We start from the raw sequence: 16,526 nt of genomic DNA on the forward strand, positions 1-16,526 counted from the left end.
TATTGCTTGCGCGCAAGGCGCCGGCAAGTGATCGGCTAAGCGGCGCACCGACCAAGCCCGGATCGCTGCGGTGACTTGTCCAATACCGTCATGCAAGCCTGGAGCACCCGCCCCGGCTCAATCGAATCGATATTCGAAAATCCCGTTTCGGGCACGACGTCGCGGGTGTACTCGCGGGCCCAGAACCATTCGGGGTTGGATTCGTTGAACACGCCCACGTAGGGCACACAGAGGCCCTGCGCGATATGGGAGGGGCCGCAATCGTTGGAGACGATGAGGCGCGCGTTCTGCATCAGCGCGACCAGCTCGGCCACGGGCCGGCAGCTCTCAAGCCGGAAGTCCGCCCGTTGCAGGGCTTGCAGGCGTTCGCGCTCGGCCGCTTCAGCCGGCCCCAGCACAAACGTGAACGTCGCCCCGCCGCCCAGCCGCGCCCGCAGCAGATCGGCCAGCGCAACGTAATGGTCCACCGGCCATCGCTTGAACTTGCCTGCGCCACCGCCCGGAATGAAGACGATGTCGGCCGGTTGCACCTTGTCCGCGCAGGGCCGTGCGATCTCAAGGAAGCACTGGCGCGCTATGACTTCGGGGTCGTGGTGCTGCACCGTGGACAGCAGCCGCAGGTTCGCCAGGCCGATGTATTCGCGGACGTCCTTGACGTGCGAATGCGTCCAGACACAGTCGCCAAGGCGGCGGTTGCTGAAACCCAGGCGCATCGGGGGACGGCGCAGCAGGTTGATCAGCGCAAAGCGCTCGCTGGAATGATGCAGGGTCAACGACGCGCTGGCGCGCCGCGGAAGCGCCCGGACCTGAGCGCCGAACGCGTCCGCGCGGACAAACTGGTCCACCCACGGCAACTGCGTATAGAAGTCCTCGACGGCAAATCGGGACACAACGCGCACCTGCCTGTCCGGCCACAATTTCTTGACTTGATACAGCGCTGGATACGCCACAATCTGGTCGCCGTAGCGCGACTTGCTACGAACGAATACGACGACATCGGCCATTGACCACTCACTCGGTGAAATCTCGCGCGAAATCCTGCTCTCTGGCAGAACGGCGCGCAATCGGAAAACTCTGAAATCAAGACCCCGGCCGGTGACTATCAGCCTGGCAACCCGCACCCGTGCGTGAGGCCGGCAGGGGCGTATCGCCCGATGTATTGCCCGCAAACTTGCGGATCTTCTCGGCCAGCTCGGCCGTCGCCTTCTCGTAGCCGTAGCAATACGGCGGCGTGGGCGCCGACTCGGGGCGGTAGTCCTGCAACACCGGCTTCGCATCTCCCAGATACAAGTTGTCCTTCAGTCGCAGAAACGCCTTGAAATCGCCGGTATAGCCATGATCAGCCTTGCGCTTTTCGTAGGCCCCGCGATCGGAGTCGCCATTCTCAAGCGCGCTGCGCGCGGGCGCAATCGGGATATAGCGACAATAATTGACATTGATGCCCTCCACCGTGGGAAAAAACTCAGGCTCCACGCACTTGCGCTGCGCATCGTTGTTGAAAATGTTGCCTTCCACCAACGCCTTGGCCTCCAGACTGAAACTCATTCCGTAGAAGTCCCAGTTCTCCAGCAGGTTGTTGAACAGGTGGAAAGTGCCGAACTGCGCGCGCGGGTTGCGCTGCACGGTGTTGAAGAAATAGTTGTGATGCAGCGTCACGCGCGCGATCGAATCGCGCTCATAGTTTTGAAACAAATTTTTCGAGGTGATGTTGTTCAGCAACATGACCTTGTTCGAATTGTGGAATTTGGTCCACGAGATCGTGACGTCGGTCGAGCCGTTCTTCACATTCAAGAGGCGGTCCGACATCCGCGACAGGTCCATGTGGTCGACCCACACGTCGCGGCTGTCGTTGGCCACGTTCACGGCCTGTGTGATGCGGGTGAGCCGCCCGTCGATCGTCAGATGCGTCAGGATGACGTTCTTCGCGCCATACACGCCCAGGCCGTCGTCGATCAGAGCGACACGTTTGCCGCGGCCGTCGATGGTCGTGTTGGACGGGACGCGCAACTGCGACTTCAGTACGATCGTCATGTCGGACGCGAAACGTATCCACGCCGGTCCCTTGCCGGCCTGTGCCAGCGCGGCGCGCAGCGTGCCGGGTCCGGCGTCCTGGTCCGAGGTCACCTCGATGAACTTGCCGCCCAGACCGCCCGTCGCTTTGGCGCCATATCCTTCGCGCTGCGCCAGCAAGCTGGCTACGAACGGGCAGTGTTCATCGGGCGCCGCGCATTGCCCGCTTGCGGCCGCTGCGCCGCCATACAAGCCGGTCAGCGTCAGCAGCCACACCATCACTGTCTTTCGTAGTCGCATCGCAACCGCTCCCTCAAATTTCACGCGGACGGATCCGCCGCCGTCACATGGCGCCAGATGCCGCCACTCAATCGCAGATTCTCCGGCGGGCCGGCAACATGCTCACGCAGCCGTTCGAAGTACGCCTTCTGCCAGCGCTGCGCGTACGCGTCCGCGTCCTCGCCGGGGTTGGCGGCCGGCAGCATTTCCAGCGTGTAGGCCACCTGCCCGTTCTCCCAGCGTGGCGCGTAGAACACCGACGGCACACCCATGCGATGCGCCAGATGCGCCGCGAATCCGGAATACGTGACGTCCTGGCCTTCAAACGTCGTGCGCGGCGCGGCGGGATTTGCCGCGCCGTCGATGGCCAGGCACAGCACAAAGCCCGAGTTGATCGCGCGCATGCAGGCCTTGGCGACCTGCGCCTCGGTCTGGTCGGCCGTGGAAATCAACGCCTCGGCATAGCTGCTGCGGGCGATGCTGGGCGCCGACGCCAGCCAGCGCGACGGGATGCCGACCAGTTCCAGCGCCATCAGGCCCGCATACATCGGCCCGACGTGGGCAGTGGCGACCACGACCCCGCGGCCGGCGGCAAGCAGCGGTGCGAAGAAACGCTCGCCGGTGTCCAGCTCACCCAACATGGCCATCGCTTCTTCGACGCGCTCCTCGCGGCATTCAAGCCAATCGAACAGCAAATGGTCGATCATGTGACCCCAGCGCGCGCGGCGTTCCCACGTCGCGCGATCGATGCTGGTGTCGCCCCGCATCGACCAGGCCCAGTCCAGCCGCGCCTGCGGAATCGGCGCGGTGTCGAGCTGTTCTTCCATGCGCGCCAACGCTTCCTGGAAGGTCTCCGGCAGCCGCGCGCCACGCTTGGCGACGTATTGCTCGAACAGCGCCTCGGCCTCGTCCTTGCGCCCGGCCTGCGACAGCGCCCCAATGGCGGACCGCTGCCACAGCAGGTTGTCCGGCGACTTCTTCAGCAGGAACATCATCTGCTCGGCCGCCGCGTCGTACTGCAAGGTGTAGCGCAGCGCGCGGGCGTACAGGCCCCGCGTCTGCTCAAGATCCGGCGCCAGTTCAATGGCGCGCGCCAATGGCGCGACGGAATCCTTGTAGCGCCCGGCGCGCAACAGGGTTTCGCCGTGCAGCGTCAGCAGCCGCACGTCGTCGGGCGCGGCCTGCAGACCAGCCTCGAAGTGCGTCAGCGCATGGGTCTTGCGGTCGTCTTCGGTGCCGCGCCGCAGATGCGCCAGCCCCAGCGACGATCGCAGCGCCGCGCAATCCTGGCCTGCGCGCAGCGCGCCGTCGCCCAGACGGATTGCCGCGGCGGTACGACCGTCGGCCAGCAGCGCGCGCACCGCCATCGTCGCCACGCGTTCATTGGGAAGCTTGTCCGGATCCAGCGATGCCGCGATGCCAGAGGCTTCGGCGACGTCTCCATTGCGCACGAAGGCCATCAACCACGCATAAGCGTCTTCGGGCGCGCTTTGCGCCAGCGGCAGGGTCGTGCGGGCAATTTCCGCCGCCTCGGGCACGCGTCCCGCCTGCACACGCATCTGGATGCGCGCGGCATGCAGCGACGCATTGCCGGGCTCGATGCCGGCGGCGGCATCGGCTTCGGCGATCGCCCTGTCCCACTGCTCCAGGCGGCCGAGCAGACTGGCGAGCAGGCGCCTGTCGTCGACCCGCGTGGGGTACACAACGACAAGCGTTTCCAGCGCCGCGATGGCAGAGGCCAGCTTGCCCGCTTTCACGTCGGGCGAGACCAGCAGCCGCCGGACCTCGCGCCAGCCGTCCTTGGCCGGGCGCAGCGCCGGTTCCAGCGCGGCCATGCCGCTCACCGGGTCTGCCGACGCGCGGATCTGTCCGATGACCTCGCGCAGGCGCGCCGTGGCGTCCTGCGGTTCGGCCCCGGCGTCCGGCCGGCGGCTTTCAATGACCGTATCAACCATGACGCAGCCCCCTCAACAAAGCCATCGCGACGCGTGCGATGAACATGAGCACAAATCCCAGTGCCAGCGCCTGCAACAGCAGGATGCCGGTGCGCGGGCTGCTGGGCCGATCCGTCGGCACCGGCTGCGCGATGATCGACAGATACCGCTGCAGGCGCAGCGCGTCCGTCATCGCCTGCTGGTACGACTGCTGCGCCAGCGTCAGGTTGGAATCCGCAAACACCTGCGCATTGCGCAGCGCCTCGTATTCCTTCAGTTGCTTGGCTTCCGTGTTGCCGTCGCCGCTCAGGCGCTGACGCACGGATGCAAGCCGCTTTTTCAGGGCCGCCACCTGCATCTGCGCAGGCTTGAGCATGAAATGGTCCTTGTTATCCAGCGCCCGGATCTTGTCCAGATTGATCTGCGCGGTGCTCAGCTCGCCCTCAAGCTGGCTGGACAGGTTCAGCAGCATCGACACCGTCGCACTGGGGTCGATGTTGCCGTGCTTGGTGCGCCACGTCGTCAACGCATCGCGCGCGGCCAGCGCCTTTTCCTCGGCAAATTTGACCGATTCTTCGCTCACCTTCAGCTTGTCCGCCACGCCCTTCTCGTTCATCGAACTGACGAACTGCTCGGCCAAGCCGATCAGCTCTCTGGACAGCGTGGCCGCGTCTTCCGACGAGAACGCGCTGACGCGCAGCACGTCGATCTGCTCCAGCGCGTTGAACGACACGTGCACCGACGCCTGATAGGCGCGGTACAGATCGTCTTCGCTGGAATCCTCGGCCAGGCGGTTGAACGGGTCCAGCCCATCGTTCATCAGGTAGCGGCGCAGGCCGACCTTCTTGTCCAGCTGCTGCATGCTGTCGCGCGACTTCAGAAAGTCCGCCACGGCCCAGCCGTCGACGAATCCGCCGAGCATGCCGCCCGAGTTGCCCGTCGTGAGCAGGCTGGCGGCCGCGCCGCCGCCGCCCTGCTGGCCGGATGCCGACTGCACGAAGAACCGCGACTCCGCCTCATAGCGCGGCGTGGCGACGATCAACAGGTAGATCACCGCCAGCACCACCGGCACCAGTACGATCACCGCGTTGATCCAGCGATGGCGGCGGCGCTCGCGCAGCGCCGACTGCCGCTCGCGGCGGCGGCGTTCGATCTCGGATCCACCGTCAGAACCCGAGTTGGCCTTCGTCGAAGCCGCCTCCGAGGACGTCGTCGCCTGTGCCGGAGTCGCTCCGTGATCGTCGCGGGGGATACCTGCGGAGGCACTGGTCGAGGTCGTCGTCGATGCTGAGCGCGCTTCGTTCATAGATCAAGCCTTTGAAGCAATAATCCGCCAACTGATTCTGGCGATAACTGGAAAAAATGAGTGTCCGGCCGACCAGGCGCTCTTCGAAAAGCGCCAGCCAGAGCCGGGTGAAACGGCAGGGCTCGAAGGGGATGCTCCCTTCGATCACGTAGACATCGAACGCGGGTGCCAGCGCCAGGGCGAACGAAAACTCCTGCCGCACATAAAGCGGCCAATGCTCCATGGGCTTGGCCAGCATCTTGGGATCGCTGATCAGGTCCGCGACCAGTTCGTACGTGGCGTCGGGGTCGATCTCGTACATTTCGCTGACGAAATCGATCATGGACAGGCCGCTGGCCTTGCCGCGGATGAAACCCTGCCGGCCGATCGCCCACGACACATTGCCGTCGTGCTTGACGAAGCCCTGCCGCGGCGGACGCAGACAGCACAGCACGTCCACCAGCTGGCGGTGCATCTCCGGCGCGGGCGACAGCAGCGCATAGCGCCCGGCCGGGATGTCGAGCGTGGCGTTGGCCAGCAGCGGCTGCCTGCTGCCGAAGGAATAGGGTTCGTCGGTTACGCCATTGAGATGGATCATCTTTCACCCTCACATTGGCTGAACGTTGGGACGGGCCAGGCGCTCTGCCACCAGCGCGATCACCATCATGAACACCAGCGAGGTCAGGAAGTAACCCAGGCTGGCATCGTGCGACTCGTACGCATGGAAGTACGCCGAGCGCAGCAACTGCATGCCGTGCGCCAGTGGCGACCACAGCATCCACGGCCGCAATTGCTCGGGAAACTGCTCCGACACGAAGAACACCGCCGCGAAGATCTGCAGGAAGCGCTCGATGATCGGCGCCAGCCGCAGGAAGAAGTGCCAGTAGGTCGCAATCGACCCGAAGAGCACCCCCATCGCCGCGCCCGCCACGCCCATCAGGACCACAAAAAGAATGAAGCCGGCCCAGCTCTTGGGCAGCGTGATGAGCCCGATCGCGTGGCCCGCGGTGATCAGCACCCCAAACACCACCACATACACCGATACGTAGATCATGGCCTGCACCAGCGCGCACATCAGCGGCGTGACGCCCTGGAAATTCAGCAGGCCGCGTGCCGAGACATACGCCGTACTGCTGCGGAACGCGATCTGACGGAACATGATCCAGGTCGTCGCGCCCAACAGCGAGAACGTCTGCACGTCCATCCCCAGGATGTAGTGCGTGCCCATCAGGATGTACAGCGACGAAATCAGGGTCAGCAGCACCACCGGACCGACCAGCGCCCACACCAGCGCGATGCGGCTTTCGCCGTGCATCACGCGCAGCTGGTAGATGAACATCGCCATCAGCGTGCGGCCGATCGGCCGATGGCCGGCGGTGTCCTCCGAATGCCCCTTATGCAGGGAGCGCAGCCGGTCGCGCAGGATCGCCAGATCACCCGCTTCGCTCTGCGCAACCTCGATCTCCAGCGCGATGTCATTGCGTGACGCATGGCGGCGCGCTTCACGCGCCTCGTCCTGCTTGCGACGTTCCACGCGGCGGGCATGCGCGACCGCCAGCCGCTCATCCTCGGCCACCAGCTTGGCCGGCATGTAGCCCGGCGCAAACACCTCGACGCCCGCACGGATGTCCTGTTCCAGCAGGCGCACGATGATGCGCAGGCGCCGCCGGGAGAAATCCGCCAGGGTCTCGTCGACCTCGCTGCGCACGATCTCGGCGTCCAGCTCCGCCTGCACGGCCTCGTACACCGCCCGCCGCGCCGCGACGGAGTCGTGCGGCTCGCCCTGCAGGCGGGCCAGCAGCGGCTTGAACAGCACGCCCGGCGGGGCCTTGGCTTCGAACAGCGCGGCCGGATCCAGCCGCCAGTTGGCGACGCCAGACCCCACCGTGTAGCTGTTGTCCTTCCGGCGCGAGCGCCAGCCCTTTATCCGATCCTCGTTGCTCATGGACGCGTTATTGGGCAACGCCGGTCGAACCGCCGCCCGAATCGCTGTCGATGGCTCGCGTGGCGCTGAAGCCGGCGCTCATCGTGACGCGGAAGGCCGACAGCACCTTCTGCACCTGCGTGAACGGCGCGTCCGAGATGTAGATGGCCTGTCCTTCATGCACCGTGAACTCGCGGGCCAGCGCCACCTGCTCCGGCCGCGTGAGGTCGAACTGGTACACGACGGGCAGCAAGTCCGGCTTGCCTTCGGCCCCCGCTTGCGCGGGCGTGAACAGGAACACCGAACGCGGATCGGCCAGCTTGTCGTCCAGGCCGCGCGAGTCCGCCAGCGCATCCAGCACGCTGTAATTGCGCTTGCTGATTTCCACGCGGCCCTGCTGGCCGGCCGCGCCGAGCACGGTCAGGAATTCCTTGGCGTCGTAGGCGGTGATCACATCGCCCGAGCGCAGCAGGATGTCGTTGTTCTGGTTGCGGTAGATGTCCGCCAGCCGCACCGAGGCCACCTGGCTGTCGCGGCGCAGGCTGATGATGAGCTGTTCGGGATTGGTCTGTACCGGCGCGGCCTGCGCCAGCGCGCTGCTCAGGCGCTGGGCGGTCTGCGTGATGGGGTACATGCCGGGCTTGGTCAGGTTGCCCTGCACCGTCACCATCTGCCCGCGCGCATCGGCTGCGCGCGTGACGCTGACGTCGGCGCCGACCACGAGCTTGCTCAGACGCGCCACGATGGCGTCATGCAACTTGCCGAGCGTCAGGCCCTCGGCGCGGAACTTTCCAATGATGGGAAACGTAACGTTGCCGGCACTGTCGATGTCCTGGTTACCCAGATCACTGACGCCGGACGGGTCCGCGGCGAACACGCCGAGACCGCCGCGTTCCCACACTTTCACGTTGATGCCGTCACCCGGCACCAGCTTGTCGAAACCTGCCTGCGTCAGATCGCGGTAGCGCACCGGAAAGTCCGCCACATCGGGCACCCGGCTCTTTCGCGCGAGTTCGCGCGACACGGGCATCACGATGACGTCCTTGTCATCGTGAGCCCCTGTCATTTCGCTAAGCATCGGGCCGGACCGTGGGAGCTGGCAACCCGTGAGTGTCAGCGCTGCAAGCAGCAGCATGGCAAGCGTCGCATGGCGCCGCGCGCCCAGGGCCGGGACGTTCATTAGCATAGGTTCCTTCAACTTCAGCACTTTAAAAAAGAGCAACTGCCCGTCACGCCTGCATCAGGCGCTTAGGCGCAACATCAATGCGCTCGTCGTTCTCGGACTCAGTCATGGCGGGCATGCAGATGCTCATGAACTTCGTGAGCATCGCGTCCAGCGAGAACAGATTCTGCGCGCGCTGGCGGCTATTGGCCCGCATGTCCGCATTGCTGCGCACCTGGTCCACCATGTTCAGGACCTTCTCGCAGGCCTCGTGCATGTCGGGATGATCCACGCAGCTGAGCAGATGGCCCGTCTCGTCCTCGACAAAGCACTCTTCCGCACCGCCCGCCGGCGTGGAAATCACCGGCACGCCCAGCAACTGCGCCTCGATCAGCACATTCGGCAGGCCTTCGTAGCGCGACAGCAGCACGCTGGCATCCATCTTCGAATACCAGAAGCCCACGTGATTCGACAGCCCCACCAGCAACAGGCGCTCCAGCACGTCGTGCTCCAGCGCCAGCGCCTCGATGTTCTCGCGCAGGCGTCCGTCGCCCACAAGGAAGAAGCGTGCCTGCGGCCGCTCCTTCAGGTAAAGCGCCGCCAACTTGATGAAGAGCTGCGGACGCTTGTCCGGCTCCAGGCGGAACACGCCGCCGATCGTTTCGGTGGCGTCCTTGGTGCGCTCGTGGAAGGCTTCCCACTTGGCCTTGTCGGCGTCCGAGGCATCGGTCGCCAGATCCGGCACGCCGTTGTACAGGATGTGGAAGCGTTCCAGCGGCAGGTCCAGCCACTCGGCGTACGCTTCCGCGGCCTTGCGGCTGTTGCTCACGAACACCACGCCCGGCACCAAGGCCAGCGCCTGAAACAGCTCGGGATACTCTTCGCGGAAACGGTCCTTGCGGATGTTCGGCGGCAGGCCGCGGAACACCAGGTGGATCGTCGGCGTGCCGGCCAGCAGCGCCGCCAGGGCGCCAAAGAGGCACGTGCCGTCCTGCCACAGGCTGACCACGTCGAACCGGTTGGCGCGCAACACCGGCGCCAATCGCGTGACGCCGTAATGCACGGGCGGGGGCAGTTGCTCCAGCAGGCGGCCCAGGTTGCCGTCGGGCACGGACTGGTGCGCCACCGAGATGGCCGGCAGGCGGTTGATCTCGGTGACCGGAATCTGTGCCTTGATGAGCACCGGCAGGAAAAAGTCGTCCTGTTTCTTGGGCGACCCCGACGGCTCGGTGTGCTGCTTGACCAGCACCTCGACCTTCTTGGGCCGCATCAGGATGTCGGGCGGCTGCAGGTCCGGCGACGCGGCCAGACGGGTCAGCTCGCCCGCCAAGCGGGTCAGCTGGCGCTCGGCGCCGCCCGGGCCCAGGCTGCCGGTGACCAGCGCCACCGACACGGGCTTGTCCGGCGTGTTTTCCGCAATCTTGCGGTTGCGAAAGTGCAGGATCGCGTGCTTCATCGACACGATGCGCACGTCCTTGCCCACCAGCCCCTCTTCGGATTCGAAGCGCTGATAGAACGCGTAGTCGCTGGCCAGCCCCTCGGCCAGTTCGGCCGCCTTGCTGCCGGGCGTCAGATGCTTGGCCACGGGCGCGATCGCGTCCCACGCGTCGGCCAGGAGGCCGCGCTTGCGCAGGCGCTTGGCGAACTCCACGCGCATGTTGCGATCCGTGTGCTGCGAGATCAGACGCCGGAACAGCGCGTCCGACTGCTCGTGCGCGCGGATGTCGCTCAGCAGCTTCGCCCGCGCAAACAGGCGGTCCGGATTCGTCGTCTCGGCCGGCAGGTGACGGTCGACCAGCGCCATGGCTTCGTCCAGGTGCCGTTCCTTCACCAGCCGCGTCGCGCAATAGCGCACGATCTGCAGGTCATCCGGGCACTCCTCGAGCAGCGTGGCCCACTGCTCGGCCATGCCCTCGTTCAGGCCCGCCGACTCCTGCAAGCGGAGCAGGAGGAAGCGGACCTTCGAGTCTTCCATGTGATCGCGGGCAAGCTCCTTGGCCCGCGCCAGATTGTCCTGAGCGACTTGAACCCGCCCCGATGCCGCAACGATTTCCTCCAACTGCGCTTGAACTTGCTGAAGATCGGACTTGGCGTCCACTCGCTCGGTTATCAGAGGGGGATTCATGCTGCCTTTCTCCGGTTGATCTTCTCGATCCAGACAAGGCAGCGCTCGATGTAGTGGTCGTACTGCGCCGGGTTTTCGGAACGTTCCTGCAACTGCTTCCAGTACGGCAGGGCCTGTTCGAAGCGGTGCAGACGCATGGCGCCGACCGCGGCCAGGCGCAGGCCGATGGGATCATCCGGCACCAGCGACACGATGCGTTCGCCCAGCGCCAGGCGCTCGGTCGTGCTCGACGGTTCCAGAGCGCGCGCTTCGGCGTACAGATAGGCCAGGATGCGGCGCTTTTCGTGGTCCACTTCCGGCATGCCGGGCCACGACTGCGCGACGCGGTCCAGCAGCTTCCAAGCGGCCTGATGGTCGCCGTTGGACAGGATCTCGCGAGCGCCACGGATGGCGCGCGGGCCGAGCCTGCCAAGCTGGCGTTCGGCTTCGTCCTTGGCGCTTTGATCGGCGCCCGAATGACCCAGCACCTCCTTGTACGCGTCGATCGCTTCACCGAACCAACCGCCATTGAAGGCCACGCGGGCAAAGTGCAGCTTGGCGCTGAACGGGGCGGCATCGCCAGTGGCGGCCACTTCCAGGTGGCGCATCGCCGTCTTCTTGTCGCCCAGCGCGTCAGCCGCGCGGCCACGCATGGCGTGCAGTTCGGGGAAGTCCACGTTGGTGTCGATGGCCAGGTTGGTCAGGTCGATCACTTCCTTGTGGTTGCCCGCCACCAGCGCGGCACGCACGCCCAGGCGCATGGCGCGTTCGAAGGCGCGTTGTGCACGGGCGCCGGCCAGCGCGTCGGGGTTGAGCAGGCGGTGCGCGCAGATGCGTTCGGCGGCGTCGCGCAGGCGTCCTTCCTCCAGCGCGCGGTTGCCTTCCTCGGCCCACGTCGCGGACTGCGATTGCAGCCATGCGCTGATGTCTTCGTTCTCGCTCTTGGCCAGGCCGCAAGAGGCCGCCAGCGTTGCCGCGGCCATGATGCAACCGCGCCACGAGGCTTCCTTGACCAGCTCCAGCGCGTCGCCCTCTTCCAGCTTGGGCTGTTCGCCGGCCAGGTCGCGCAGCGCGTCGCGGTCGCCTGCCAGCAGGCGGTCGCGCCACAACACGGCAAAGCCGCGACCGTAGCTCGGGATCGCCGCGCGCACTTCGTGCACCCAGCGGATCGCCGCTTCCATGTCGCCGCCCGTCTGCAGCAGGGACAGCACCGTGTCGGCCGCTTCCACCGCCATCGCGTCGGTCGGCTCGGAGATGCGGAACAGCTGCTTCCAGTTGCCCAGGCTTTCGTCCACATAGCCCAGGTGGCCCGCGGACACCGCTGCGATGCGGACGATTTCCGGCGTTTCGATCTCGTCTCCCAGCAGGCCTGCGGCCAGCGAGTACGCCACGTCGTAGCGGCCCAGCTTGAACTGGTTGCGCATCAGGATCTGCTCGGCCTTGCTGCCCGAGGACAGCGCATCGGCGCTGCCCAGAAGGGCCAACGACCCTTCGTAGTCGCCCAGTTCTTCCTGGATGCGCGCGAAGAGCACCACGTGATCCGGCAGGCTGGGGTAGCGGCGCAGCACATCGCGCACGCGGCGCGAGGCTTCGCGCAGCTCGCCCGAGTCCCACAGCTTCTCGATGCGTTCGACGCTTTCTTCCGCGCCCAGCTTGGGCACCGAGACCTGCGGGGTCGAGGAGCTCATGCGCGGACGGATGAAGTTCTTGTACCAGTCGGTGTACAGGCGCTCGGCGAACGCCGGCGTGTAGTGGGTCAGGTCCAGCCCGCCGTCTTCCATGGCGTCGGCCTGGCCCAGCTTGTTCATCAGCGGGGTCGGGTCATAGCACGGCACGCCGATGCGTTGCGCGGCGGCGGAGATGGCGGCGATGAGCTGCTGACGCTGTTCGATCGGCACGTTGTCCGGCGTGTGGGCGTTGACGTGGGTGACGAACACCACCTTGTCGCGGCCCAGCAGCTCGACGAGCTGGCGCATCTCCTGCTCGATCTCCTCGTCCGTCTGGTCGCGCTTGACGACGCGGGCGAGCAGGTCGCGGTCTTCAGCGTTCAAGCTCTTGAAGACCGGGTCCTGGTCCAGCTGCGCGCGGCGTTCGGCCAGGCGGTCGGCCACGGCCATCGACCAGAACGCGCGGGTGCGGGTGCGGTCGGCAAAGAACTCGCTGAAGTAGCGGACCAGATAGTTGGATTGGATGGGGTGGCCGTCGATCGTGAGCAGCTTGCGCGAGGACAGCTCGACCATGTACAGGTCAGCCGGCTTGTGCGTGCCGCGGCGAGCCTGCTCGCCATTGGACGGACGGAAGATCAGGCGCTGCACGTCGGCCGGGATGTCGCTCTGGCTGAACATGAAGCGCGCCTGCTGGAGGGCTTCGGCGGCCGTGTGCACGAATCCGTAGTTGCGGCCGAGCTGAAGTTTGATCGGGTAGCGGCCCACGGCATCACGCAGGGGCGTGTGGATGCGGCAGGTTCCGATGGGAGCGATGGTAAATGCGGTCATTCAGGGTCTCTCCTGTATTGATGGATTACGAGCCTGAACTAGAGAGTCCAGTACAAAAGGTCGGCCGGGAGGCGCTTGGCATCCAGCACCGACTTCAAGTCGCAGACCATGCCGCCGTTCTTGACGAGCTGCGGCAGGTCTTCCCAGATGGTTTCCATGGTTTCGCGGTGCGGCACCGCCAGGATCAGGACGTCCATGTCGCGGAAGTCGCCGCGTTCGACGAGCTTGATCCCGTACTCATGCTCCATCTGCTCCGAGTCGACCATCGGATCGCACGCAACCGGCGTGATGCCGTACTGGCCCAGCGCGTGGTACAGATCGACGATCTTCGAGTTGCGGATGTCGGGCACGTTTTCCTTGAAGGTCATGCCCAGGATGCCGACGCGGGTGGTCGCATTCAGGCGGCCGTTGCGTGCAAGCTGCTGCACCAGTCGCGAGGCGACGTGCGCGGCCATGCCGTCGTTGATGCGGCGGCCGGACAGGATGACTTCGGGGTGATAGCCCAGTTCCTGGGCCTTGGACGTGAGGTAGTACGGGTCGACGCCAATGCAGTGGCCGCCCACCAGTCCGGGCGTGAACTTCAGGAAGTTCCACTTGGTGCCCGCGGCCGCCAGGACCTCCGAGGTGCGGATGCCGACCAGATCGCAGATCTTGGACATCTCGTTCATGAGCGCGATGTTGATGTCGCGCTGCGTGTTCTCGAGCACCTTGGCCGCTTCGGCCACCTTGATCGAGGAGGCGCGGTGCACGCCTGCGTCGATGATCTGCTCGTACACGCCGGCAATCACTTCCAGCGATTGCTCATCCTGGCCGGACACGATCTTGACGATCTTCTCCAGCGGATGCTCCCTGTCGCCCGGGTTGATGCGCTCGGGGCTGTAGCCCAGCTTGAAGTCGACGCCGGCGCGCAGGCCGGATGCCTTCTCAAGTTCCGGGCCGCAGATTTCCTCGGTGGCGCCGGGGTGGACGGTCGACTCGAAGACCACGATGCAGCCGGGGCGCAGCACGGGGCCGATGGCCTGGCACGCCCGCACCAGCAGGGAAAAGTCGGGATTGTTTTTCTCGTCGACGGGCGTCGGGACGGCCACCACGAAAAAGTCGCAGCCTTCCAGTTCGGACAACTGGTCGGTGAACTGCATGGGGGAGGCAAGCAATACGTCGCGTTCGATCTCGCCAGTCCAGTCATCACCCTCTTTCAGCCGTGCGATTCTCCGCTTGTCCACGTCAAAGCCGATGACATCAAAGCGCCTGGAAAATGCCACTGCCACGGGCAGGCCGACATATCCAAGGCCACACACTGCGATTCTCTTTACCACGGGGGACCTCACTGTTTTCGTCGTGTCGCAGACACTAGAAATCGACGCCCCAAAGCGAGCACTTCGACATGAAATCGAAATACCCTTGCCGTATAGGGGCGGACGTATTGCTGAAAATGAATTTGGCTCGGTACCCGGTTAACTATCCGGTTAGCGAGCCTGGGCATCGTAGAGGGGTCGCGCAGCAAACTTTTTTCTAAATATTTTTATTGCTGCGGAAATAAATCAGGACAACCCGTAATAAACCCGGGAAATCCCTAGAAAAATTACATTCATTACACAAACCGCAACATGAGACGGTCGTTTCATGTAATCAAATATGAAAAGACGTTTTTCTTAGTCTGGTTTAACCAAACTGAAAAACCATTATCCAGATCGGTAGCTTATTTAGTAATTGCGTCAGGCAATATAAAAACGATGCACCAAACTGGATCAGCACGCACCATTATCAGCACGAGACATGCCTGGGTTTTCATCGCCCGGTAATAAATGGCCGGGCCGTGGACAACATGGCAGAAAAAGTTGGGGGGTGCGGCGTGCAACGTTTCTTGCAGTACGCCTCTTGCAATGCACTTTTTGCAATGCACTTTTTGCAATGCACTTTTTGCAATGCACTTCTTGCACTGCGCTTCCTGCAAAGCGCTTCTTGAAAAGCGCTTCCTGCAAAGGCAATCCGCGCAAATGCAAAAAAGCCGGCAGCGCTTGCGCGATACCGGCTTTCAGCCAGAAGGCGTCGGGAAACACCTTCTTGAATTCTCGACCACATGAAGTGGTCGGGGCGAGAGGATTCGAACCTCCGACTCCTGCGTCCCGAACGCAGTACTCTACCAGGCTGAGCTACGCCCCGATCTTGACTACCCATTTAGCGGTGCTCAGACCCACTAAACGTTTACTGCACTTAGCTTTACTACTTTTCACTTCACTGCTTTCTTCGCATCAGACCGTCTGATGTTCAGACTGCCTGGATGAATTTCCAACCGCCGTTTTTTGCTAGCGATCTCTATTCACCGCGAAAGCGCAGAATTCTAACAGAGAATTTTGAAAAGGGGAAATGGGGTAGATCGAAAGGGCTTCGCGGGCCCGATCTGCCTCGGCCACGGCGGCCTGACGGGCGTGTTCCAGCGCGTCCGTGGCCTGGATGGCGGCGGCCACCGCAGCGAAGTCGGCGTCGCCCGTCTTGATGGCGTCGCGGATCAGTTGCTGTTGTTCAGGCGTGCCCACTTCCATGACACGGATCAGCGGCAGCGTAGGCTTGCCTTCGCGCAGGTCGTCGCCGACGTTCTTGCCCAGCGCGGCGGCGTCGCCGCTGTAGTCCAGGACGTCGTCGACCAGCTGGAACGCGGTGCCCACATGGCGGCCATAGGCGGCCGCGGCGGCTTCCTGCTCGGGCGTGGCGCCCGCCAGCACGGCGCCCACCTGGGCGGCGGCTTCGAACAGCTTGGCCGTCTTGTAGCGCACGACCTGCAGGTAGCGCTCTTGCGAGACGTCCGGGTCATGCACGTTCAGAAGCTGCAGCACCTCGCCCTCGGCGATCACGGTGGTGGCTTCGGACAGGATGCTCATGATGCGCATCGAGTCGGCCTCGACCATCATCTCGAACGACCGCGAGTACAGGTAGTCGCCCACCAGGACGCTGGCCGCGTTGCCGAACACGGCGTTGGCAGTTTCCCGGCCGCGGCGCAGGTCGGACTCGTCCACCACGTCGTCGTGCAGCAGCGTGGCCGTGTGGATGAATTCCACCACGGCGGCCAGCAGCTGGTGATGCGTGCCTTCGTATCCCAGGGCGCGTGCCACCATCAGCACCATGGCCGGGCGCATGCGCTTGCCGCCCGCTCCAATGATGTAGTCGCCGATCGTGCGGATCAGAACCACATCGGAATTCAGCCGCTCGCGGATAACCGCATCGACGGCTTTCATATCGTCAGCTATGGGGGCAATGAGCGCGGGGAGATTCAAGACGTATCCGACAAGTGTGAAGCGAGCCGCGTGACGGCTCTTACCGCTGGGCCCGCCAGCG

General features: G+C 64.5%; 12 protein-coding genes and 1 tRNA gene. All 13 read right to left on the reverse strand.

Annotation, left to right across the window (positions count from 1 at the left end; all coding sequences use genetic code 11):
• Positions 1-35: 35 nt before the first annotated feature.
• Positions 36-890, reverse strand: a complete 855-nt coding sequence (locus B3446_RS01625; protein ID WP_349680013.1) for a glycosyltransferase family 9 protein — start codon at positions 888-890, stop codon at positions 36-38.
• 190 nt (positions 891-1,080) lie between these two features.
• Positions 1,081-2,310, reverse strand: coding sequence for a pectate lyase family protein (locus B3446_RS01630; protein WP_291376966.1), 1,230 nt, complete (start codon positions 2,308-2,310; stop codon positions 1,081-1,083).
• 20 nt (positions 2,311-2,330) lie between these two features.
• Complete coding sequence (locus B3446_RS01635; protein ID WP_291376968.1) at positions 2,331-4,244, reverse strand: tetratricopeptide repeat protein; 1,914 nt, start codon at positions 4,242-4,244, stop codon at positions 2,331-2,333.
• Positions 4,237-5,268 carry a sugar ABC transporter gene (locus B3446_RS01640; protein ID WP_175139529.1) on the reverse strand — a complete coding sequence of 344 codons (1,032 nt, stop codon included), beginning with the start codon at positions 5,266-5,268 and terminating at the stop codon, positions 4,237-4,239. The genes B3446_RS01635 and B3446_RS01640 overlap by 8 nt, the downstream gene beginning before the upstream one ends.
• 121 nt (positions 5,269-5,389) lie before the next feature.
• Positions 5,390-6,106: a hypothetical protein gene (locus B3446_RS01645; protein WP_056559922.1), complete on the reverse strand. Its 717-nt coding sequence runs from the start codon at positions 6,104-6,106 to the stop codon at positions 5,390-5,392.
• Between the two features lie 9 nt (positions 6,107-6,115).
• Positions 6,116-7,453: an ABC transporter permease gene (locus tag B3446_RS01650; protein WP_291376973.1), complete on the reverse strand. Its 1,338-nt coding sequence runs from the start codon at positions 7,451-7,453 to the stop codon at positions 6,116-6,118.
• A gap of 7 nt (positions 7,454-7,460) precedes the next feature.
• Complete coding sequence (locus B3446_RS01655) at positions 7,461-8,618, reverse strand: polysaccharide biosynthesis/export family protein (protein ID WP_175122101.1); 1,158 nt, start codon at positions 8,616-8,618, stop codon at positions 7,461-7,463.
• Between the two features lie 43 nt (positions 8,619-8,661).
• A complete protein-coding gene (locus B3446_RS01660; RefSeq protein ID WP_291376976.1) occupies positions 8,662-10,719 on the reverse strand; it encodes a glycosyltransferase in 2,058 nt (685 codons plus the stop codon).
• Positions 10,716-13,193, reverse strand: coding sequence for a hypothetical protein (locus B3446_RS01665; RefSeq protein ID WP_291376978.1), 2,478 nt, complete (start codon positions 13,191-13,193; stop codon positions 10,716-10,718). Before B3446_RS01665 ends, B3446_RS01660 begins: the two co-directional genes overlap by 4 nt.
• A gap of 38 nt (positions 13,194-13,231) precedes the next feature.
• Entirely contained in the window at positions 13,232-14,491 is a 1,260-nt protein-coding gene (locus B3446_RS01670) for a nucleotide sugar dehydrogenase (RefSeq protein ID WP_291376980.1), read from the reverse strand.
• 450 nt (positions 14,492-14,941) lie between these two features.
• Entirely contained in the window at positions 14,942-15,253 is a 312-nt protein-coding gene (locus B3446_RS01675; protein WP_291376982.1) for a hypothetical protein, read from the reverse strand.
• A gap of 26 nt (positions 15,254-15,279) precedes the next feature.
• Positions 15,280-15,356 (reverse strand) — tRNA-Pro (locus tag B3446_RS01680).
• A 143-nt stretch (positions 15,357-15,499) separates the two neighbouring features.
• On the reverse strand, positions 15,500-16,465 hold the full coding sequence (ispB, locus tag B3446_RS01685; RefSeq protein WP_171667815.1) for an octaprenyl diphosphate synthase: 966 nt from the start codon (positions 16,463-16,465) through the stop codon (positions 15,500-15,502).
• Positions 16,466-16,526: the final 61 nt, after the last annotated feature.

Origin of the sequence: Achromobacter sp. UBA5777, from assembly GCF_002418565.1 — a bacterium.
Lineage (GTDB): Bacteria > Pseudomonadota > Gammaproteobacteria > Burkholderiales > Burkholderiaceae_B > Achromobacter > Achromobacter animicus.